This window comes from Aquibacillus albus (assembly GCF_016908325.1).
GTDB classification, from domain to species: Bacteria; Bacillota; Bacilli; order Bacillales; family Amphibacillaceae; genus Aquibacillus_A; species Aquibacillus_A albus.
Window position 1 is genome coordinate 84,334 of sequence record NZ_JAFBDR010000006.1, and the last position, 21,874, is coordinate 106,207.

26 protein-coding genes and 1 riboswitch are annotated in these 21,874 nt (G+C 36.4%); of the genes, 11 read left to right on the plus strand and 15 right to left on the minus strand.

The genetic code is table 11. From position 1 onward, the window contains the following. Positions 1 to 107 precede the first annotated feature (107 nt). The 11 genes from JOC48_RS07115 to JOC48_RS07165 form a co-directional block, all read right to left on the minus strand. A complete protein-coding gene (locus JOC48_RS07115) occupies positions 108 to 341 on the minus strand; it encodes a YuzK family famiily protein (RefSeq protein WP_204498481.1) in 234 nt (77 codons plus the stop codon). A 133-nt stretch (positions 342 to 474) separates the two neighbouring features. Continuing rightward, positions 475 to 1,380 (minus strand): MetQ/NlpA family ABC transporter substrate-binding protein, encoded by a 906-nt coding sequence (locus JOC48_RS07120; protein WP_204498388.1) that lies wholly within the window; start codon positions 1,378 to 1,380, stop codon positions 475 to 477. Between the two features lie 88 nt (positions 1,381 to 1,468). Then, on the minus strand, positions 1,469 to 2,137 hold the full coding sequence (locus JOC48_RS07125; protein ID WP_204498389.1) for a methionine ABC transporter permease: 669 nt from the start codon (positions 2,135 to 2,137) through the stop codon (positions 1,469 to 1,471). Further along, the gene (locus tag JOC48_RS07130) at positions 2,130 to 3,155 is read right to left on the minus strand and encodes a methionine ABC transporter ATP-binding protein (RefSeq protein ID WP_204498390.1); all 1,026 of its coding nucleotides are present in this window, start codon (positions 3,153 to 3,155) and stop codon (positions 2,130 to 2,132) included. Before JOC48_RS07130 ends, JOC48_RS07125 begins: the two co-directional genes overlap by 8 nt. Before the next feature lie 163 nt (positions 3,156 to 3,318). Then, positions 3,319 to 3,430, minus strand: a riboswitch (SAM riboswitch). A 307-nt stretch (positions 3,431 to 3,737) separates the two neighbouring features. Beyond that, positions 3,738 to 4,055 carry a thioredoxin family protein gene (locus tag JOC48_RS07135; RefSeq protein WP_204498391.1) on the minus strand — a complete coding sequence of 106 codons (318 nt, stop codon included), beginning with the start codon at positions 4,053 to 4,055 and terminating at the stop codon, positions 3,738 to 3,740. A 12-nt stretch (positions 4,056 to 4,067) separates the two neighbouring features. Then, a complete protein-coding gene (locus JOC48_RS07140) occupies positions 4,068 to 4,418 on the minus strand; it encodes a ribonuclease M5 (RefSeq protein ID WP_204498473.1) in 351 nt (116 codons plus the stop codon). A gap of 175 nt (positions 4,419 to 4,593) precedes the next feature. Further along, the gene (gene gcvH, locus JOC48_RS07145) at positions 4,594 to 4,980 is read right to left on the minus strand and encodes a glycine cleavage system protein GcvH (protein WP_204498392.1); all 387 of its coding nucleotides are present in this window, start codon (positions 4,978 to 4,980) and stop codon (positions 4,594 to 4,596) included. A gap of 77 nt (positions 4,981 to 5,057) precedes the next feature. Further along, positions 5,058 to 5,414: an arsenate reductase family protein gene (locus tag JOC48_RS07150; RefSeq protein ID WP_204498393.1), complete on the minus strand. Its 357-nt coding sequence runs from the start codon at positions 5,412 to 5,414 to the stop codon at positions 5,058 to 5,060. A 154-nt stretch (positions 5,415 to 5,568) separates the two neighbouring features. Next, positions 5,569 to 7,353, minus strand: coding sequence for an acyl-CoA dehydrogenase family protein (locus JOC48_RS07155; protein WP_204498394.1), 1,785 nt, complete (start codon positions 7,351 to 7,353; stop codon positions 5,569 to 5,571). 16 nt (positions 7,354 to 7,369) lie between these two features. After that, positions 7,370 to 8,545, minus strand: a complete 1,176-nt coding sequence (locus JOC48_RS07160; protein ID WP_204498395.1) for an acetyl-CoA C-acetyltransferase — start codon at positions 8,543 to 8,545, stop codon at positions 7,370 to 7,372. A gap of 20 nt (positions 8,546 to 8,565) precedes the next feature. After that, positions 8,566 to 10,965 carry a 3-hydroxyacyl-CoA dehydrogenase/enoyl-CoA hydratase family protein gene (locus JOC48_RS07165; protein WP_204498396.1) on the minus strand — a complete coding sequence of 800 codons (2,400 nt, stop codon included), beginning with the start codon at positions 10,963 to 10,965 and terminating at the stop codon, positions 8,566 to 8,568. Positions 10,966 to 11,305: 340 nt separating this feature from the next. Between JOC48_RS07165 and JOC48_RS07170 the strand changes: the two genes are divergently transcribed. The 7 genes from JOC48_RS07170 to crcB all read left to right on the plus strand — a co-directional run bounded on the left by JOC48_RS07170 (position 11,306) and on the right by crcB (position 14,965). Continuing rightward, on the plus strand, positions 11,306 to 11,572 hold the full coding sequence (locus JOC48_RS07170; protein WP_204498397.1) for a hypothetical protein: 267 nt from the start codon (positions 11,306 to 11,308) through the stop codon (positions 11,570 to 11,572). 15 nt (positions 11,573 to 11,587) lie between these two features. Further along, the gene (locus JOC48_RS07175) at positions 11,588 to 11,914 is read left to right on the plus strand and encodes a spore coat protein (protein ID WP_204498398.1); all 327 of its coding nucleotides are present in this window, start codon (positions 11,588 to 11,590) and stop codon (positions 11,912 to 11,914) included. 281 nt (positions 11,915 to 12,195) lie between these two features. Further along, the gene (locus JOC48_RS07180) at positions 12,196 to 12,951 is read left to right on the plus strand and encodes a metal ABC transporter ATP-binding protein (protein WP_204498399.1); all 756 of its coding nucleotides are present in this window, start codon (positions 12,196 to 12,198) and stop codon (positions 12,949 to 12,951) included. A 14-nt stretch (positions 12,952 to 12,965) separates the two neighbouring features. Then, on the plus strand, positions 12,966 to 13,817 hold the full coding sequence (locus JOC48_RS07185; protein WP_204498400.1) for a metal ABC transporter permease: 852 nt from the start codon (positions 12,966 to 12,968) through the stop codon (positions 13,815 to 13,817). Continuing rightward, positions 13,814 to 14,221, plus strand: a complete 408-nt coding sequence (locus tag JOC48_RS07190) for a Fur family transcriptional regulator (protein WP_204498401.1) — start codon at positions 13,814 to 13,816, stop codon at positions 14,219 to 14,221. Before JOC48_RS07185 ends, JOC48_RS07190 begins: the two co-directional genes overlap by 4 nt. Continuing rightward, on the plus strand, positions 14,212 to 14,601 hold the full coding sequence (locus tag JOC48_RS07195; RefSeq protein WP_204498402.1) for a fluoride efflux transporter FluC: 390 nt from the start codon (positions 14,212 to 14,214) through the stop codon (positions 14,599 to 14,601). Before JOC48_RS07190 ends, JOC48_RS07195 begins: the two co-directional genes overlap by 10 nt. A gap of 1 nt (position 14,602) precedes the next feature. Then, positions 14,603 to 14,965, plus strand: coding sequence for a fluoride efflux transporter CrcB (gene crcB, locus JOC48_RS07200; protein ID WP_204498403.1), 363 nt, complete (start codon positions 14,603 to 14,605; stop codon positions 14,963 to 14,965). Between the two features lie 13 nt (positions 14,966 to 14,978). On the opposite strand, the gene JOC48_RS07205 is transcribed toward crcB, so the two are convergent. Beyond that, positions 14,979 to 15,749 (minus strand): VLRF1 family aeRF1-type release factor, encoded by a 771-nt coding sequence (locus tag JOC48_RS07205; RefSeq protein ID WP_204498404.1) that lies wholly within the window; start codon positions 15,747 to 15,749, stop codon positions 14,979 to 14,981. 871 nt (positions 15,750 to 16,620) lie between these two features. Here JOC48_RS07205 and JOC48_RS07210 point away from each other — a divergent pair. Together JOC48_RS07210 and JOC48_RS07215 are read left to right on the plus strand one after the other, a co-directional pair. Continuing rightward, positions 16,621 to 17,073 (plus strand): GtrA family protein, encoded by a 453-nt coding sequence (locus JOC48_RS07210; protein WP_204498405.1) that lies wholly within the window; start codon positions 16,621 to 16,623, stop codon positions 17,071 to 17,073. Positions 17,074 to 17,172: 99 nt separating this feature from the next. After that, positions 17,173 to 17,379, plus strand: a complete 207-nt coding sequence (locus tag JOC48_RS07215) for a DUF1657 domain-containing protein (RefSeq protein WP_204498406.1) — start codon at positions 17,173 to 17,175, stop codon at positions 17,377 to 17,379. A 29-nt stretch (positions 17,380 to 17,408) separates the two neighbouring features. Here the strand turns inward: JOC48_RS07215 and JOC48_RS07220 are convergent, their stop codons facing one another. Further along, the gene (locus JOC48_RS07220) at positions 17,409 to 17,828 is read right to left on the minus strand and encodes a universal stress protein (RefSeq protein ID WP_204498407.1); all 420 of its coding nucleotides are present in this window, start codon (positions 17,826 to 17,828) and stop codon (positions 17,409 to 17,411) included. Between the two features lie 174 nt (positions 17,829 to 18,002). Here JOC48_RS07220 and JOC48_RS07225 point away from each other — a divergent pair, with 174 nt between their 5' ends. Next, positions 18,003 to 18,470, plus strand: a complete 468-nt coding sequence (locus tag JOC48_RS07225) for a YndM family protein (protein WP_204498408.1) — start codon at positions 18,003 to 18,005, stop codon at positions 18,468 to 18,470. Between the two features lie 73 nt (positions 18,471 to 18,543). Here JOC48_RS07225 and JOC48_RS07230 read toward each other — a convergent pair whose 3' ends face one another. Together JOC48_RS07230 and JOC48_RS07235 are read right to left on the minus strand one after the other, a co-directional pair. Continuing rightward, positions 18,544 to 19,467 (minus strand): M14 family metallopeptidase, encoded by a 924-nt coding sequence (locus JOC48_RS07230; protein ID WP_204498409.1) that lies wholly within the window; start codon positions 19,465 to 19,467, stop codon positions 18,544 to 18,546. Positions 19,468 to 19,609: 142 nt separating this feature from the next. Next, positions 19,610 to 20,773 carry an acyl-CoA dehydrogenase family protein gene (locus tag JOC48_RS07235; RefSeq protein ID WP_204498410.1) on the minus strand — a complete coding sequence of 388 codons (1,164 nt, stop codon included), beginning with the start codon at positions 20,771 to 20,773 and terminating at the stop codon, positions 19,610 to 19,612. Positions 20,774 to 20,974: 201 nt separating this feature from the next. On the opposite strand from JOC48_RS07235, the gene JOC48_RS07240 reads away from it, so the two are divergent. Continuing rightward, the gene (locus JOC48_RS07240) at positions 20,975 to 21,607 is read left to right on the plus strand and encodes a YczE/YyaS/YitT family protein (RefSeq protein WP_204498411.1); all 633 of its coding nucleotides are present in this window, start codon (positions 20,975 to 20,977) and stop codon (positions 21,605 to 21,607) included. Positions 21,608 to 21,874 lie beyond the last annotated feature (267 nt).

Below are 21,874 nucleotides of genomic sequence, written 5' to 3' on the forward strand. Positions count from 1 at the left end.
TAGAGTGATGAGAAGAACCTCATTCTGTAATAGCTTAAAGCAAATCAGCTACAATTTATAGAAGCTCCACACCTTTATTGGACATCCTTTTTTATTCATTCTATTTATTACCGATGAACTAGTCGATCCATCTCAATTTTAACTTGTTGGCCTTCCTTATGACTATGCTCTCTATTTCGTTCAACCTTTAAACGGTGATTTAACTTTCTTTCATATTCAGCATAGCCTACTCCATGCGATTGATACATGGCTTTTTCCATTTCGGAAGTGTAATTTAAATTCAGATCAGAAATAATGAATCCACCCTTTCTTTTGATTACAAGAAAAAGTGTATCAAACAACACCTTATCTCACAAAAGGAGTATAACCTTGTAAGAAATGGTGAACATCTCTGAAAGTGACCACACAAAATATAACAAAGTCATTGTTAAAAATAAGTTAATTTCTTTGATTTTTGTAAAGATTCCTTACAATTCACTCATTTTCTCCGCCAACAGCTACTACTTCGCCATTATATGTTTCAGTAATAAAGGTTTGGATTTTTTCTGATTGTAAAACTTCAACTAATTTATTTAAAGCTTCGCTATCCTCATCTTCTGCTCGTGCAGCAATAACGTTTACGTACGGTGAATCAGAGCCCTCCACAAATAATGAATCTTCAATCGGAGATAAACCTGCTTCAATCGCATAATTCGTATTAATCGCTACAAGCGCATCTTCCTCCTGTTCATACATTTCTGGTAGAAATGCTGCATCGACATCTGGAGAAAACTCTAAATTCTTCGGATTATCTACAATATCATCAATCGTTGCACTTGCTTTACTAACATTTTCATCTAAAGTAATTAGACCTTTAGATTCGAACAATGCTAAAATTCTTCCATGGTCAGGTACAGATCGACTAATAATAACTTCTGTTCCATCTGGAATGTCATCTACATTTGTAATATTTTTAGAATAAACTCCCATTGGTTCAACATGAATTCCACCAAGGTTAACAAAGTCATATCCAAACTCATCTATCTGGTCTTCAAGATAAGGAATATGTTGGAAGTAGTTTGCATCTAAATCACCATTTGCCAAGTCTTCGTTCGGTAAAATGTAATCCTGATACTCTTCAATTGCCAAACTAACTCCTTCTTCTTCAAGTAACGGTCTTGCTTCTTCCAAAATTTCAGCATGAGGGATACTAGAAGCGCCAACTTTAATTTCTACTAGCTCCTCCGTATCTTCTGCAGTTTCTTCTTCGCCTGCATTTTCTTCCGTGTCAGCATTATTCGCATCCGTTTCATTTGTTTCTGCCTCATCTTCTGCTGTTCCACAAGCAGCTAGAGCGATAACGAATAAAACTGCTACCAATAAACTCCAAAGTTTTTTCATTTCAATTGCTCCCCTTTTTCTTTATTTTTATATATTAACTTGTCACATTTTCTAAAAAATATTAGAGACAAGGTAATAGCTAATGGTTTTATCTTTTATCTAATTTATTTGAAATTGAATCGCCGATAAATTGGAAAATAAAAACGATAATCACAATTAGTACTGTACAAACAAATACAACATCAAAAGAACGACGTTGGAACCCATAGAAATAAGCAAAATCTCCTAATCCACCAGCGCCAATTACTCCTGCAATTGCTGTATATCCTATTAACGCAATACCTGTTACTGTAATACCTGAAACAAGTGCTGGCATGGATTCTGGTAATAACACTTTTAAAATAATCGTGTTTGTCTTTGCCCCCATTGCTTTGGCTGCTTCCACAACCCCTTTGTCCACTTCTCTTAACGCTATCTCTACTAACCTTCCGTAAAAAGGTGCAGAGCCAATTATAAGCGCTGGTAAAGCTGCGTTTGGTCCCCTAATCGTCCCTACAATAAAGTCAGTAAATGGAAACAATAATAGGATAAGAATGATAAATGGTATAGCACGAAAAACATTTACAATTGACGCAACAATAAAATTCAGAGCCTTGTTTTGCCATAATCCCCCTCTAGATGTGAGGTATAACAATAAACCTAATAAAATCCCTAAAATAAAAGTTCCTAGAAGTGCAATTAACGTCATGTAAAATGTTTCATAAGTAGCTACCCATACATCATCCATCTTTACATTTGGAAAAAGCTCATTAAACATATGGAATAACCTCCACTTCTACTGAGGTAGAAGTAATATAATCGATCGCTCGCTTAATTTCTTCTTCATCCCCATCTATATGGATAAATAAAGAGCCATACGCTCCTTTTTGAGTTTGTGTAATTTTCCCTTGTAAAATATTAATATCTATTTCATACTGTTTGGCTACTTGACTAATCAATGCTTGATTGGTTAACTCACCTATAAAATGAAGCCTTACAATTTTACCTGAATCATACTTTTCTTTTAACAAATCAAGTGCATCCTCTTGATCCTTATCCCCCATAATTTGTTCCACAAACTTTTTAGTTATTTGTTTTTGCGGATGTAAGAAGACATCCAATACATCTCCTTGTTCCACTACCTTTCCTGCATCCATCACAGCAACACGATGGCATATTTTACGAATCACATGCATTTCATGAGTAATCAATATGATTGTTAAACCTAATTTCTCATTGATATTAACTAAAAGCTCCAAGATTGAATCAGTTGTTTCTGGATCTAAAGCAGAGGTGGCTTCATCACAAAGCAAAACCTTTGGATTATTAGCTAACGCTCTCGCTATGCCTACTCGTTGCTTTTGTCCTCCACTTAACTCTGATGGGTAAGCTTTTTCTCTGCCTGCTAAGCCAACCAATCTAATTAATTCATGTACTCTTTCCTGTCTTTCTTGCTTCGGAACACCTGCAATTTCTAACGGGAAAGATATGTTCTCCTCAACTGTTCTGGACCAAAGTAAATTAAAATGCTGGAATATCATACCAATATCTTGCCTTGCTACGCGTAGCTTTTTCTTATTTAATAATGTAATATTTTCATCATCTATAACTACTTGTCCATCAGTCGGATCTTCCAATCGATTAATCAAACGAATAAATGTACTTTTTCCAGCACCACTGTATCCAATGACACCAAAAATTTCTCCTTTATTTATCTCTAAACTTAGATTATCAACAGCACTTATCGTTTTCGACTTAGTCGAAAAAACCTTCGATAAATCTTTTATTGTAATCATGCTTCAACCTCCTATTACCAACATCCCATTGACTTACTTAGAAGTATCTTTCCCCGTTTATGTTAATATTTATTTTAGTCAATACTACACGTAACAATTAAACTTATTGAATTAAAAAAGCCCTTCTGCTTCAAAAAGAACAGAAAGACACACACTGACTGTTCTCTCATCTGCCAAAGCAATTGTACTTCGCAGGAATTGGCACCTTTTTAAACATAGTGTTTAAAGGTTGCCGGGCTTCATTGGGCCAGTCCCTCCACCTCTCTTGATAAGAGAATATATGAAATTATCGTCACAACAATTTGCACTATGTAAGATTAGCATGTGGATTAAAAGCGTGTCAATGGGAAAAACTTTGAAAATATGGCAGATTTTCAAACACTTTGATTTATGTTGTATATTCGTTAAGATAATCATGGAAAACACAAAAAATCAACTGGAATAAGTGGAGGGAAGAAAATGAAAGTACCAGTTAATACGTCGAATTACTTCTCTGCTAACATTTTATACACTTCTTAACACGCAAAAAAAATCGTCATTTATTTCTCGGGAAATAATAGACGATTTCGACACACCCTTTTGTTAATTTATCGAAGGAACGTAGCCTTGAATACGAAAGTATATATTCGTGACTGATTCAAATGAATAAATGGTTTCTTTAACCTTTCCATTTTTCATTATTAACAAACATGGAACACTTTTGATTCGATTTTTTTGTAAAAACTGAGGATATAAGGAAGCATTTAATTCATGAAAATGGTAATCCTCACTGATAGCTTCAACGGCTTCTAACATCTTTCTGGCCAATTTACACGTACCACACATAGGAGTGTGTACATATACGAAAACAACTGGTTTATTTATTACCTTTACAAAATTTTCTCTCTCTATCTCTGTCATGTTTTATCAACCTTACAATAAAAATATTGGATTAATCATAAAATGCCTACTCACTAATGCGGTAGCTAACGCAGATTCTGGTGTTGCTGCAACTTCTCGAAAGGTCTTATCAATATAAATATGTTCAGCGTGAGGTAATTCAATGGATAATTGCTTTCTTAATTTTTTGCCTGCCTTATCTTCATCAACAAGAATAAATACCTCTTTGTTGTCCAAATCATATTCTATCAGTAACTCCTCCAGTCTTTCTACACCTAATGTCCCATTTGTACAAATAATTTGTACTTCTTCATCAATAATTTTTTCAATTTGCTGTTTGTCCGTTCGTCCCTCAACAATAATAACTTTCTCCACAGATTCCATCAGACCACCCTGTTCAAAGAAAATAGTAATTGCTATGTTACTATTATACATACTCCAAATTTGTTGTATGAATAACCCCTTGCTACTTTATTCTATTACGTAACAAGGGATTTCGATTAGGCCTCTTATTTCATTGTATTAATAAGTTATTTTTTCATGCACTAATATGTGAAGATTAATCTTCCTCATTAATCATTGCTTCATATTGTTCAGCTGTCATTAATTCATCAACGTCACCCATATTCGACGGCTCTACAACAATCATCCAAGCATTTTCATACGGAGATTCATTGACAAATTCTGGGCTATCATCGAGCTCCTCATTTACTTCTACAACTTTCCCGCTAACAGGTGCGTATAACTCAGATACCGTTTTTACTGATTCTACACTTCCAAAAGGTTCATCCGCTTCAATCTCATCTCCTACCTCTGGAAGTTCAACAAATACAATATCCCCTAATTCTGACTGTGCATGGTATGTAATACCTATACGAACTTTATCTCCTTCAACCTTTACCCATTCGTGCTCCTCTGAATAACGTAATTCTTTTGGTAAATTCACTTAAAAAACCTCCATTTAAATTTTGTTTATTAGAAAAACTTGGCTTTTAGCCTTAGTTTCTTACACAATCATCCATTTTACTTCCATGTTTGCTCAAATGTTTCTTCTTTAAACCCAACCGTAACCTTCTCTCCATCTGTTACAATTGGCCTTTTTATTAACATACCATCAGAAGCTAACCATTCAATCATTTCCGCTTGACTCGCTTCCTTTAACTTCTCCTTTAGATTTAACTCTCTATATTTCTTCCCACTTGTATTGAAAAATTTTTTAGCTGGAAGCTGGCTATTTTCAACCCACTGTGTCAGCTGTTCCTGCGTTGGTGGATTTTCAACAATATGTATAGCATTATAAGGCAATTCTTTGCTATCTAACCACTTTTTTGCTTTTTGACATGTACTACATTTAGGATACCAAAAAAATGATAGCGTCATAACACCACCTCCTCTTCGACATATTTTATCATATTATCCAATTCTTGTTTATTTAAACGATTAAATAAGGATAGATTTAAAAAAAGGAACCCTTTTGAGACCCAAACCTATAGAAGAAGGGGATATTCCTAGGAATATCCCCTTCTTCGTGAAATTAAACGATATATTTTTCTTCTTCTATAATTGCTTCTGCGACCTCTCTTTTTTTATGGATAACATCAGTAGGATCATGACGGGTTAATTTCCGAATGGCTGCAAGTGTTATTCGTAAAGCATCACCTGTTTCACTAGCAATGATTGTTTCCTTTGCATGTGCTTCTATTCGGTTAAACGATTCTTCAACATATACTTCTGTATATAGTAACTTCATCCGGTGCTTTTCTATCTGATCCTTTGTAATAGCCTTTTCTGTTCGCAAGATGGCCGATTCCATGTTATAGATTTCTCCAACTATATCTGCTATATTAGCCAATATTTCTTGTTCACTTTCTAAATGAGACCCATACTTTTGTACAGCTAATCCTGCTGCAACTAATCCTATTTTCTTAGCATTTTTCAGCAAATATTTTTCTTTTTCTAATGGTTCTGAGCCTACCTCTTCAGGCATGAGCATCATTAATTCCTCTTGAAGTGCTTGAGCCTTTTGGAATAATGGAAGCTCTCCCTTCATTGCCTTTTTCACAAGTGATCCAGGGATAAGCAAACGGTTAATTTCATTTGTTCCTTCAAAAATCCGTTGAATACGAGAATCTCGGTACATTCTTTCTACCTCGTATTCCTGCATAAAACCATATCCGCCATGAATTTGAACTGCTTCATCAACGACATCGTCCATTAACTCCGTACCGAACACTTTATTTAGTGAACATTCAATCTGATATTCCGCAATTGCCTTAGCTATCTCTTTTCCATCTTTTAATTGTTCCTTACTGAGACTACTCATTCGTTGCTCAAATAATCCAACTGTACGATAAACTGCACTTTCATTTGCATACGTGTTAATCGCCATTGAAGCAAGTTTTTCTTGAATTAGTGCAAAGCTTGAAATCGGCTTATTAAACTGCTTGCGTTGGTTTGCATACTTGACGGACAATCCAATCCCTCTTTTTGCACCACCAATGCCACCAACAGCCAATTTATAACGACCAACATTTAATATATTAAATGCAATGATGTGTCCTCGACCAATCTCACCAAGTACATTTTCTACAGGCACCTGTGCATCTTCAAAAATTACCGTACGGGTAGAAGAACTCTTAATCCCCATCTTCTTTTCTTCCGGTCCAGTAGATACACCCGGAAAATCACGCTCTACAATAAAAGCTGTAAACTTGTCACCATCCACCTGTGCATATACAACAAATAGATCTGCAAAAGCAGCATTCGTAATCCATTGCTTCTCACCATTTAGTAAGTAATGTGTACCTGATTCATTTAATTTAGCAGTTGTCTTTGCTCCGAGTGCATCAGAGCCTGAACCGGGTTCTGTTAATGCATAGGCGGCGATTTTTTCTCCGGATGCTAACATCGGTAAATATTTTTGCTTTTGCTGCTCATTACCAAAGAATACGATTGGGAGCGTACCAATTCCTACATGTGCACCGTGTGTAACAGAAAAACCTCCGGAGCGAGCGAATTTTTCAGTAATTAAAGACGAACTAATTTTATCTAAATCAAGTCCCCCATACTCTTCTGGAATATCAACACTTAACAAACCCAAATCACCCGCTTGCTTCAATAAGTCAATCGAATGATCAAATTGTTGGCCTTCTAAAAGATCAACTTTTGGCAATACTTCACCTGCAATAAAGTCTTCTGTCATCTTTGCAATCATTTGATGCTCTTCGGTAAAGTCTTCAGGTGTTACAATATCCTCCGGAGATAAATCATCAAGAATAAAAGATCCGCCTTTAAACAATTTCTGTTGTGTATCACTCATAGGATTTCGCTCCTTTTTATAATAATTCAAACACACCGGCTGCACCCATTCCTCCACCTATACACATTGTAACCACACCAAATTGTTCGTTTCGGCGTTTCATTTCATGCACCAAGCTTAATGTCAATTTTGTTCCCGTACACCCTAGCGGATGCCCAAGTGCGATTGCCCCCCCGTTAACATTCACCTTTTCTTCATCTAATCCGAGTTCACGTATTACTCGAATGGCTTGTGAGGCGAATGCTTCATTTAATTCAAATAAGCCAATATCTGATAATGATAACCCTGCCATTTTTAATGCCTTTGGAATAGCTTTAACAGGACCTACACCCATAATCTCTGGTTCTACGCCTGCGACTGCAAAAGAGCGAAATTTCACTAGTGGCTGAAATCCCTCCGCTTCTGCTTTTTCACGATCCATGACTAACACAGAGGCAGCTCCATCACTCATTTGAGACGCATTACCGGCAGTTACAGTTCCGTTTACAGTGAATGCGGGTTTTAGCTTTGCTAATGCTTCTACATTGGTATCTGGTCTTACTCCTTCATCTATATCAAACAGGATAGTTTCTTGTTTTACTTTATTATCACTGTCAACTTCTCTGGAAGTTACCTCTACTGGTACAATTTCTTCTTTGAATTTCCCCTCTGCTAAAGCCTTTGCCGCACGACGATGACTTCTTTCTGCAAAAGCATCTTGATCCGCTCTCGAGATGTCAAAGCGCTTTGCAACCTCCTCTGCAGTATGACCCATTGACATGTAATACCCTGGAGCGTGCTTCACCAACTCAAGATTCGGCCTTATAACATGCCCTCCCATTGGTATTAAACTCATCGATTCTCCCCCACCAGCAATAATCGTTTCAGCATAGCCAAGCATAATCCTTTCTGCTGCATAAGCAATACTTTGCAGCCCGGACGAGCAATATCGATTAATTGTAATGCCTGGAACGGTAATAGGTAGCCCTGCTAATCCAGCAATATTTCTAGCCATATTCATCCCCTGTTCGGCTTCAGGCATTGCGCAACCGATAATGACATCATCTATCGTACCTTGATAATCCCCGGTCCTCTTTAATGTTTCCTTAATCGTTAGTGCAGCTAAATCATCTGGACGAACATGGGCTAAAGATCCTTTCTTCGCTTTTCCTACTGGTGTCCTCGCCCCAGTAACAATGACTGCTTCTTTCAAGATGTTCCCCTCCCCATTGCTTAATTACGTAAAGGCTTACCTTTCAATAACATATGCTGCATTCGTTGTTGGGTCTTCGGTTCACCAATTAAGCTTAAGAAAGCCTCTCTTTCCATGTCTAAAAGGTACTGTTCATCTACTAGTGAACCTTGCTTTATTCTCCCACCGGCAAGTACAAAGGCGAGTTTTTCGGCAATTTTCAAATCGTGTTCAGAGGCATAGCCTCCATAAAAAAATGTTTTCGCCCCTAATAACATCGTTGCATAGCCAGCCTCCCCAACGACAGGAACCCTCTCACGTTTTGGTGGCTGATAGCCAGCCTGTGATAGACTAAGTACTTTTTGTTTGGCGTCATAAAGTAAATGATCTGGGTGAATGGAAATACCGTCCTGCTTATTTAAAAAACCATTTGCTCCTGCTTCCTGTGCAGAACTAGACACCTTCGCCATGGCAATGGTTTCAAAAACGTTGTTTGTCAATTTTTGCAAATCAAAATCCACGTGATCTGGAAGATTTCGAACCTGTTTTAAATAGAGTTCTTTATTACCCCCACCGCCTGGTATTAGACCAACGCCGAATTCTACTAACCCCATATATGTCTCTTGTGATGCTTGGATAGAGCTTGCTGGTAAGCTTACTTCAGCCCCTCCACCTAAAGTCATCCCAAATGGAGCGACAACGACAGGTTTTTCTGCATATTTAATATTCATCATCGCCTTTTGAAATTGACGAACAACTAAATCAATTTCAAAAAAATCCCCGTCCTGAGCTGCCATTAACATCATCGCTATGTTAGCCCCAACACAAAAATTCTTGCCTTGATTTCCAATAACAAGCCCTTCATAATTTCTATTAACCTCTTCAATGGAATCATTGATCATTTGAATGATATCCATGCCAATTGCATTACTTTTCGATTGAAATTCAAGACACGCTACTCCGTCACCTATATCTATTAAGCTTGCGCCGCTGTTCTTTTTGATAACTCCATTTTGATCTTTAACTAAATGCAAATGAATTTCTTTATCATTAAAGTGTAGTGGTTTGTAATCTGCCTTGTGATAAAAATAAATAGTACCTCCATCACTTTTATAAAAGGATTCCCGCCCATTTTGGGCCATGTTTTCAATCCAACTCGGTAGTTTTTCTCCATCTGCTTTCATTTTTTCCATAGTTGACCGAAAACCAAGGGCATCCCACATCTCAAATGGCCCTTTCTCCCAACCAAAACCCCAGCGCATTGCTTGATCAATCGCAACAATATCGTCTGCAACCTCACCTATCATTTCTGAAGAATAGATGAATACTGGTTTGATAATCGACCATAAAAAATCACTAGCAGGATCTCCCGGAATAGCCAGAAGCGCTTTCATTCTCTGTGATATTCTTTTTTCTTGCTTCGCTAATTCTGTTGCTTTTGTTTTTAAAGAATTCCGTTCCTCATATTCCAATGTATTTGGGTTCAATTGATAAATGACGCTTTTTCCTTTTTCTTTTTGCTTCAAATAAAAGCCTTGGCCAGACTTTGACCCCAACCATTTTTTATCTAGCATGGATTGCATAAAAGGAGGGATGGAAAAAATTCTTTTTTCGTCCCCTTCCACTTGATTATAGACATTATTTGCAACATGAATAAATGTATCTAACCCGACAACATCAAGCGTTCTGAATGTCGCACTCTTCGGTCGGCCTATTAACTGGCCAGTGAGTGAATCTACTTCTCCTATTGTAAGTCCCTGATTGAGCATTTCACGAACAGTGACCATAAGGCCAAATGTTCCGATTCGATTAGCGATAAAATTAGGGGTATCCTTTGCTTCTACCACCCCTTTACCTAAACAATTCTCGCCAAACTGCTTAACAAAGTCTAATACGTGTTTTTCTGTCCATTGAGTTGGGATTATTTCCAATAATTTCAAATAACGTGGGGGGTTAAAGAAGTGTGTTCCTAGGAAATGATTCTTCATGTCGTGTGAGCATTCACTTACCATTTGTTCTAGGGAGATACCTGAAGTATTCGAACTAATGATGCTTTCCTTTTTTCTATATTTATCTACTGTAGCGAGTACCTTCTTCTTTATATCTAAATTTTCAGTTACTACTTCAATAATCCAATCTGCTTGACTTATTACATCCAAGTCATCTTCTAAATTTCCTACTTGAATCAAATCCAGACTTGCTTCACTAGTAATTGGAGAGGGTTTCTGTTTTCTTAAAGCTTTTTTACTTTCTCTCGATAACCGATTCCGAACCGCTGGATGATTAAGGGTTAAACCTGCACCTTCCTCATCCTTCGTTAATTGTTTCGGAACTATATCCAGCATATACGTTTGAATACCAACATTTGCTAGATGAGCAGCAATTCCAGAACCCATGATTCCCGAACCTATTACCGCAACACGGTTAATGTTTCGAACCATATATGTTCCCCCAATCTTGTACTTGAATGAATACTCATTCATTTTATGATCCAAAGAAAACTTGGCTAACGCCAAGCCTTTAGGCGCAGGTAAATCGCCTAGTTGCGCTTATACTTAATTCCTAAAAATTTTTACTACGTCGATTAACTTCAGCGCTAAAATTTTTTTACTTTCCCAACGTGAAAAAATTAAGTCCTTCATCTAGATTTACTATAAAATATTTTCTGACATTTCGCAATCCTTTTTCAACAAAAAGTCTTTTGGTTTATTCATTAGAGCATAAGCAGGTATCTTTTTGGGAAAATTAACGTTGAAAAAATGTCAAGGAGGCTTTCATTTTATGCAACAACAAAATCAATCACTTGGTCAAAACCAAGGACAACCAATGCCACAGCCGCCAAATCAAATTAGTTCGAAAGATTTACTTTATCTTACTGATATGCTGTCATGGAATTTAAATGCTGCAAAAAAAGCACATTTCTCTGCTCAACAGTGTACAAATCCAGAGATTAAGTCTGCATTAGAGCAAGCATGCCAAATGCACACGAATCATTACAATAAGCTATTGCAGCATTTAAATCAACAAAACCCTTCAACAATGATGTAGAAAGGAGTAATGAAAATGAATAATCAACAACAAAAAATTCAAAATCCTGAAACACAAGTACCCAAAACTCCGCAGATGAACGATCGAGACTTCGTAAACGATATATTAACAACAGAAAAGTATATGACAGATGCATATAGTAACGCCCTAAACGAAGCAAGTAACCAAACTATGTATCAGGATTTATTCTCCATTTTCCAAGAGACACAAGACTGTCAAAGAAATCTTTACAATCTTATGTTCAAAAATGGTTGGTATAGTTTAGAAGCAGCCGATCAACAAAAAATTCAACAAGCTTACCAACAGTTTTCTGGTTACACAAGCCAACTCCCTATTCATTAAGACAATACTCATAACAGGCTGTCCCAAAAGCAAAGGGACAGCCTCTTTTTAATTTGGAAGTAAAATTTTAATCCCATAGCAATTTTAGGAAAGATTATTCGTCTCATGCATATCCTTTTCTAAAGCGTAATTATTACTGTTTACAAATCGTAATGATTACGATAAAATAATTTTGCATTTATAATATATAGGAAGAAAATGATAGGAAGGGGCAATAAATAGCATATGCCCTACTAAAAATAAGTTTAACCTATGTGATAAAGAAACGAGGAGAATAAGGTATGTCTAATCCGATTGTTACAATGAAAAACGTTAGTTACGCCTATGACAACAAGCCGACACTCAAAGATATAAATTTCGAAATACAAAGAGGATCCTTTTTAGGGTTAGTTGGCCCTAATGGCGGTGGAAAAACAACATTAATAAAATTATTGCTAGGATTACACAAACCTCAAAATGGTTCGATTCAGTTATTTGGCACCCCCATCCAAAAATTTAAAGATTGGAATAAAATCGGGTTTGTCTCACAAAAAGCTAATACCTTTAATCGTGGTTTTCCAGCTACTGTTTCCGAAGTAGTATCGATGGGGTTAACTGCAAAAGTTGGATACATGAAATTTTTTAATCAATCACATAAGAAACAAATAGAAAAAGCTGTGTCCCAAGTTGGAATGTCTGATTATTTACATGAAAATATTGGTGATTTATCTGGGGGGCAACAGCAAAGAATTTTTATCGCTCGAGCGTTAGTAAGTAATCCTGATTTGTTAATTCTTGATGAACCTACAGTTGGTGTAGACACAGAAAACGTTCAGAAGTTTTATGAGCTGCTTCATCTGTTGAATGATGAAAATGGTATAACATTGCTACTCATTACACATGACACAGGTACCATGACCCATCATGCAACAGATATTGCTTGTTTAAATAAAACATTACATTTTCATGGAAACCCATCACAATATACGCAATTATCAGAACAGGATCTCTCAGCGTTTTATGGACATCAGCTAAATGTCGTGTCACATCACCACTAATCGGAGGAAATTATATGATTGGTCATTTTTTTGAATATGAATTTTTACGAAACACATTCTATACAGGGCTTTTAATTGGATTAATCGCACCTTTACTAGGTACATTTGTAGTCGTCCGTAGATTATCATTAATTGCTGATGCATTGTCCCATGTTACATTAGCCGGTATTGCCTTTGGATTACTGTTAGAAAAAAAATTCGCCTTAGGGTTATCACCTTTTTACACAGGCATGGGATTTTCAGTGATGGCTTCTGCCTTTGTCGAGCAACTAAGACGTGTATATAAAGCCTATCAAGAACTTGCTATTCCAATTATCCTGTCTGGTGGTGTTGCCCTAAGTGTTGTTTTTATATCCGTTGCTAATGGTTTTAATACAGATCTGTATAACTATTTATTTGGATCAGTTTCTGCTGTTAGTCGTCAAGATTTGTGGAGTATTTTAGCAATTACCATTATCGTTTTAATCGTGATTACGCTTTTTTTCAAAGAGTTATTCACCTTATCTTTTGACGAAGAACACGCGGTTGTTTCCGGTATCCATGCAAAACGCATTCATTTTCTTTTTATTGTTGTTACAGCCCTTGTTATCGCAGCCTCGATTCGAATTGTTGGAGTCTTACTCGTCTCTGCTTTGATGACATTGCCAGTTGCAGCAAGTATCCGAATAGCAAATGGCTTTAAGCAAACAATGTTTTTATCCGTTATTTTTGGCGAAATATCTGTTATTATAGGATTAGTAGCAGGATATTATTTTGAAATCCCGCCAGGAGGTACCATTGTATTAACCTCTATTTTACTATTATTACTTTCTATTTTGATTAAACGAATCAAATTTAATCGTGCTAGAAAGAGGGCGATCCAATGAATGTTCAAGAAGCATTAACACTATTAAAAAATAAAGGGTATAAGCATACTGGTAAACGAGAAGATATTATTTCTTTCTTTTCAAGTGAAAACCGTTACCGTACTGCAAAAGATTTACTAAACTATATGGAACCAAATTATCAAGGGATAAGTTTTGATACCATATACCGAAACTTACACTTGTTTCATGAAGTTGGAATATTAGAAACTACAGAGTTAAATGGGGAAAAACACTTTCGAATGAAATGTGACCATCAGCATCACCATCATTTTATTTGCAAGGATTGTGGAATAACGAAAGAAATTCATAAATGTCCAATGGATGAAATTGAAGAAGAGTTAAAAAGTTTTGCTATTGATAGTCATAAATTTGAAATTTACGGTTTATGTCCTGCATGCCAGTAAACAACTACAAACAGCTTTTGTTTATTGGTGTTGGAGGTGCCTGTGGAGCAGTCACAAGATATAGTGTCACCTTATTGATTATCTCCGAAGGGTTTCCATTTGCTACTTTATTTGTGAACTTGATTGGCTGCTTTTTACTTAGTTATTTATCGTATAGTGCTACCTTAAAAGGGTTGATTCCTTTTCATGCTTTTGTTCCATTGACAACAGGGTTCTTCGGTTCCTTTACCACATTTTCTGCGATTACAACCGAAACTGTACTTCTATGGAAGGACAGCTACATACTTGCAATGATCTATATTCTTTCCACTTTTTTTGGTGGTTTATTGCTATGCTTCCTAGGTTATGTCATGGTCAGAAAACAAAAGGAGAGCGTTTAACGTGGCATTTTTCTTTGTTGCTTTTGGAGGGTTAATCGGTTCTATAGCAAGATACATCATTAGCTCACACTGGAATTCAAAAAAATACCCCTTTGGGACGTTTATTGTTAATAGCAGTGGCTCTATTTTATTAGGAATACTAGTAGCTTTGCGCATAAATAATCCCGAAAACGATTGGGTAAGCCTATTAGTTGGAATAGGATTTTGTGGGTCATTTACTACTTTTTCTACGTTTAGTAAAGAAACAATAGAGATGTTATTTTCTAAAAACTACAAACAGGCTTTTCTTTACACATTCTCTTCATTCGCAGTAAGTATTTTTTTCGTAAGTATTATATTAGTATTAACGGGGGCTATTTCTTAATAAGCCCCCTATATTATGCAATTATTTTATCGATAACCGTTGTTTCCGGTTGATCTAAGATGTTCTGTTTTTCCACCTTGTCCACTTTTTTATGCATACAATCATTCATGTATTGAACGTCTTCAGGTTCTCCCATTAAATAAATCTTTTCCCAATTATGTTTTTTGGCTAGCTTGTCCAATACTGGGGCTATTGACTTATACCAACGCTTTTCATTGTCTTTTCTTCCATTCCCATTAGTGGTCGAAACAACTTCAAACACATCCGGTAATTGCTGCCAATCACCCGTTTCCTGATTCAATTGATATCTTCTTGTTTCTATAATGTCACCCAATTCCGCTTCGATAACTTTCACCCTACTTTGTTGAACGAGTATCACGCCTAATTTTGGAAAAAGCTCTCTTAATTGATACAACTGGTCAGTTACTGGAGATTCTTGCCAAAAAAATTCTGTTTTTACTCTCATTTGCAGATGTTTAGCTAACCAGATCTCTCCGTTTGAAGATGCAAAAATGACAACACTTTTTTTAAAATTCAATTGTTGTTCATCTATAAATTTTTCAACTTTGTTTCTAACTATTTTAAAATTGTGTAGTTCGTCTTTGTCTCCACTTTCCTCAAGATAGTTTTCAAAGCTATTCAACCCATTTTTCAGTTGGATTTTCCACTCTCTTCCACGTTGGTCTGGATCGGCAGGGTCTGTGTTCAGATACATACTTAGAACGCTATCTGGCTTGTCCAATTCAACTTTTTGCAACCACTTTAACTCAGCTTCTAAACTCATATAGATGGTTCCCCTCCCTTAATTGATTTGAAATCGTATATACTAATATGTATCCTATATTTAGTAAGCTCAAACATCGGATTTTAAATAAAGACTCTTTTCGTATTGTTTGTTGTTTTTTACTACACAATTGACAGATAATGCGCAATAAAAGATGATTTGTCATTAATCTAACGAATAAAAAGAGTGCATAACCGACGCTGTGGAAAAACACTCGCTTTCCGCGGGCAACGCTTCAACTTCCTCGGAAGAAAACCGCTTCCTGCGGGATTTTCAGCTGTTGGGACTTCGATTACTCGCCCCACCGAAAACCATTTGCTTTTCCCGCAGGAGTCTCGCATTTTTCCACAGCTTGGATTAAATTTTTTTAAGTGAGAATCTGTCCAACTGCTGTAACGAAGCTCTCATACCATTTCTTTTAACTAAAATTAGTTATTTTATGAAATTTCGACTATCAAGTGGTGGAAGCACATGTAGACTATTCGAAAAAATAAATCAATTTCTTATGTATGATGTAATAGTGTCGGTGCTTTCCTGAAGAGAAGACATCCACGTAATGTGAATTCCAGTACTTACACATATGATTAATCGAAGAATCGCTTTTAGCGTAGGCAGAATACGTAGACTCCTGCGGGAACAGCACGTGTCCGAAGACCCCGCAAGAAGCGCTCTTTGCTTCTGAGGAGGCTGAGGCCGTGCCCGCGGAAAGCGAAGTATTCTGCCGAAGCGATTGTATGGCACTCGATAGAAAAGATCTGGAAGAAAGCAAATCATGTAATAGTTACTGCACATTATAGCTTCTGTGCAATTAGGCTTATCATACAAAGCAACAATCTTTAAAACATAAACTTAAGAAAGTGATGGAAATCTAATGGCAAAAAAACTTCGTACTCAAATGATGCAATTTGGATTTATTGGAATAAGCAATGCAATCGTAGATATCGTTTCGTTAAATGTATTGCTGTGGATTTGGCCAACGACACAATCCTCTTTATTGTTTGTGTTTAACACAATTGCCTATATCCTAACAATCATCAACAGCTATATTTGGAATACGAAATATACCTTTAGTCACCGTGCTAATATTGATACAAAAGAAATTTCCTTGTTTATATTACAAGCAACAATTGCTTTAGTGATTAGCAACCTTGTATTTATTGGTGCGTTTCGACTATTAGTGGATCAGACTTTTATTTCAATTCCTGTATTTATAAGCCAGAACATAGCAAAGGGCTTAGCAATGTTTCTGTCATCATCAGCCAGCTTTTTCTTCATGAAGTTCTTTGTATTCCGTAAAAAAGATGTAAACCAAACTGAACATTAAATAAAAGCGCAAGCAGTAAAAAATGCTTGCGCTTTTGTAATCATAAAATACTTTCTCGCGGGAAAACTGTAAACGCATCTGATAAGGAGGTGAAGGGAATTGACTGTAGGGACACAAATGCAGCAAGCAATTGCAAGCTGCGAAAGTGTAATAGCTAGCTTACACAGCTTTTCACTGGAAACACAAGATCAAACAGCAAAGCAAATGTTTCAAAACTTAAGTAATCAACAACAACAAATTCTCGATAATCTAAAAGCTCGTTTACAATATATCGAAACACAAGAACCACAATATAAAAATCAATAACGAAAAAAGGGATGGTATCGCCATCCCTTTTACTTTACAATCATTACCGGACAATTTGCACGTTTTGCAACTTTGTGACTTACACTTCCTAGCACCATCTCTTGTAAAGAATTTAAGCCACGACTACCTATCACACAAATATCCACTTCATTTTCATTTGCATATTTAACGATTGTTGGTCCTGGTTCTCCATGAAGTACTTTTATTTCATAATCTACATGCTCATGTTTCATCTTTTGTTCCGTTATCGTCAATTTTTCCTTACGCGTTTGATCTAAGTTCACTGAGTTCCAGTGATTTAACACATCTGATTTAGATTTTGAACCATCAATTACATAAAGAATGATGACCTTTGCGTCAGGATTTTTCTTTGCAAGGGTTAATGCTTTTTCAGCAGCTCTAATTGCGTGTGCAGAACCATCTGAAGCTAATAATATATTGTTAAACATGGATAAATTCCCCTTAAATAATACTTTTTAATTCATTATAGCAAACCTGTTTCTTTTCCTAAACAACTTTCGTGCGAGCCTTTCCCTTATCTGAAAGAATTACCAGCTTTCATTTGAATTTAATTTTTTATTTTACAGATAATATAAAATATCTTGCTGGAAGGAGATTTTTAGATGAAGCATTTAAAAGCAATTAGCATTAAGTTTCTTGTCATCGCTATTGTGCTCTACTCCATTTTGACAAGCTTTTATTCCGCTTCACTTTTAAATATATTTATTATAAGTGTACTTGTAACTGGTGTTGCTTACGTAGTGGGAGATTTATTTATCCTACCGCGGTTCGGGAATTTGATAGCTACAATTGCCGATTTTGGTTTAGCATTTGGTGCGATTTGGTTGTTATCCGTATTCTTTTTAGGATTGGAATATGGAATTGTAGCAGCTTCTTTGTTTTGTGCAATCCTCATAAGCTTAACAGAAGCTTTATTTCACATCTACATGGATAACAAAGTATTACACAATGGTGATGAAGAAATCTATGTTGATCGATATCAAACATCAAGACAATTACAAACAGAATTTTCAGAGGAAAATCCAGATATAGATATTATTGAGCTAAAGAAAAAAAAAGACGGTGAATAAAAATAAGCTTGGAGCTGTTGGCTCCAAGCTTATTTTTGGTGAACTTTGTAGTTGAGGGGTCTGACCCCTTGCATCAAAATGGATTAACAGCTTCTTTGGCAAGCATGATCCCCACTTCTTTATTTTCATTCCAAATTTTATCAAAAAAGCTAATTGGTACCGGTCTTGGCCCGACTAATGGTGAAATCTCTATGGTAAACCCTGGTTTCTTCAATGAATCCAAAAACCAATCCGTGAATCCCCCTCCACTCGGATTAGGTCCAGGAAATATCAATGAATATCCTGTCTTTTTACTAATCATGTCAGCAATTTTTTTCGACTGACGAAGCAGGTCACCATTACTCCTATACTTCCAAAAAATCTCTTCACCAGAAGAGTGATAAGCAACCGCTAGCTCAAAATTATGCGCTATTGTAAAGTCATATATAGACTTCGTTTCTGGTTCACTTAATGGGGATGGGCCCTTATACATCGCCGAAGCCGGTTTTCCAGGGTCATTTTGGATATTCTCCCAATCAGCAGGATACTGTCTATTTAAATCAACACCGTGAATATTCGCTTTCCACGATGAAAAATCTTTACTACCGTTATTTAATTCAAGTAATTGATTTGCATTTGACATTGTTTGCTCCCCATTCTGAACAAGCGCAACACCATCAGGATTCACCATCGGAACAAACCAGATAGAAGTTTTCGATAAAATTTCCTTTACATCAAATCCACCAATTTTTTGGTTATTCTTGAAAGCCTCACTATAAGTCTCCACCATAACCATGAGTAATGCTGTCGTTAACCATTCCCTGGCATGATGTGCTCCATTGATAAATATTTCTCTATCTCCTTTTCCTAACTTTAGTGCGTACAGCTTTCTGTTTTCAATGGAATGCCCAATCACCTCTACCTGAATCAAGTCAGGAAATTTTTGTTTTAGCTTGGTTATGTCTTTGACTAATTGTTCATAGGTATAGACCTGTTTCGGATTTACAATTCTATCCATTCCTCTCTCCTCCAAGATTATATACATAATTGGGTTCCTATCATTCAACTCCTATAGGTATTATATTCTTTTTGTAATGGAAGTTGATTTAAAGGAAAAAGAATAGGCTGTTGAGATTTATCAACAGCCTAATTAAAAGAGCTTATTCCTTTAACGCTTGATTGGCAAGCATTTGAATAACCATGTCATCCATCGGTGGATTGTGAAGACCTGCTCGAACATCACGATAGTATTGTTCAAAACGATAATCCTTCGATAAACCTCTCCCACCTACAATTCGCATCGCTATGTCTACTACTTCATTTGCGACATTCGTTGCAACAGTTTTCACCACTGCTAATTCTGATCCAAGCTTTGACCTTTGGTCTGGGTATTGATCCCATTTCTCCGCAATTGCATACATAAAGTTACGCGCGTAAAGCAATTTCATATCCATTTCACCTATCTTTTGCTTTACATGCGGAACTTCAGATATCGTCGTATTTAGACTGTTCGGTTGAAAATTCTTAGCAAATTCAATGGCGTCATTTCGCGCAGCGATAGCAATGCCTAAATAGCATGCCGGAATATGTAAAAGCCACCCCTTTGGAGAAGGTTTTCCTCCTTTTTCATTTACCTCTACTAATAACTCTTCATGAAGTTTAACATCAGTTAAAACTAAATCATCACTTCCAGTTCCTCTCATACCTAATGTATTCCAAGTATGTTCAACAGATACACCTGGTTCTTCACGACTGATAAGGAACCAACCTACAGCCTTCTTATCCTCCACATACGCCGAAACAATGTAATAATCCAACACAGTTGCCATTGTTGTAAATGTTTTTCTTCCATTTACAATATAGTAATCTCCATCACGAACTGCTTTCGTTTCGGGAATGCCTCCACGAGTTGGACTTCCCGTTGCTGCTTCAGAAGCGGCTCGATTCACAACTTTTTTATTTTCGCCAACTTCTTTTGCAATCATCTCAAATTTTTCCTGCGACCATAATTTTTGTTCACTTAATTCCATAACGATTCCCATATGCCAACCGATCGATAATGCCGTTGAACCGTCCCCTACAGCAAGTCTTTCCTGCAAGAGAACGAGCTCATAAAGACTTATGTCCTCCCCACCGTAAGATTCAGGAAGTGGCAAAGATACATAATCCTCAGATTTTAGATCCTGCAAAGTGTTTGAAGAAAAAGTAGCCTGTTTTTCTGTATCTGGTACTTGTTCTTTTGCCCGAGAAGCAATCCGTGCAGCTTTTTCTACCAAGTTTCTTTGTCGCTCATTTTTAACAAAAGACTCAAATAAAGGTAACATTGCTTTTCACTCCAAATTTTTAGTAAATAACGATCAAATTTTCATGTTAACACTATTTAAATCATACAAAAATAGAATGAATTCTTCCACTTATTTACTTCATCATAGTAGATGAATTTCCTTGTTCCTTTTTAACCACCACTTTGTTATAGTATGAAGAGTAGCTTCGTAGAACGATACAATAGAAAAGGAAGTGACGTCATGAAGCTAATTCGTGAAGGTTTTTTATTTTATATTTCTGGTATTTTAATATTAACGCTTGGAATTGCACTTACAATTATATCAAAACTAGGGGCCTCACCATTTGATGCGCTCCTAGTTGGCTTGCATAGAACGTTTGGATTAACAATAGGAAGCTGGGAAATTGTTGTCGGCTTAACAATGGTATTAGGTAATGCATTAGCACAGAAAAAAACTCCTGAATATTACGCACTATTAACTTCTTTCATTACCGGAATCGGAATTGACTTATGGCTATTTTTGTTAAGTAATTGGGTTGTGCCACAAACATGGATTAGTCAATCGGTTGCCCTAACACTCGGAATTATATTTACAGGCATAGGAGTTGCAACTTATTTACAGTCTAAATTCGCACCAAACCCGATGGATCGCTCGATGTTAGTCGTTTCTGAATTAACCGGTTGGAGTGTTACATTTTCAAGAGCATTAATCAGTATAGCTCTCGTTATTCTCGCTTTCTTTTTTAATGGCGCAATCGGTATTGGTACATTAATAAACGCGTTGTTTACAGGTGTTCTTATTCAGTTCTTTTTACCATACGTAGAAATCATAAAAAAGCATACGTGGAAGCAGAAAAATCAAATAGCTTCATAAGAAAGAGGAAGATACATCGATGTCTTCCTCTTTCTTTTGTTTCATAGTTTATCTTTTTTGGCGGATCTGATTATGGATTCCTCAAACTAGTCTTCGACAACTTTTGCGGATCCAAACCGATTTTCGTGCTCTTCGAACTAAATCAGCCCCCCTACCCTCATCCTCTCCGACATAATACACAAAAAATTACGATAAACAATCAAAATTCGAGCCATTATCTGACAATTCGTGTTATAATTATGTAACGTAACATAACATAAACTGTAA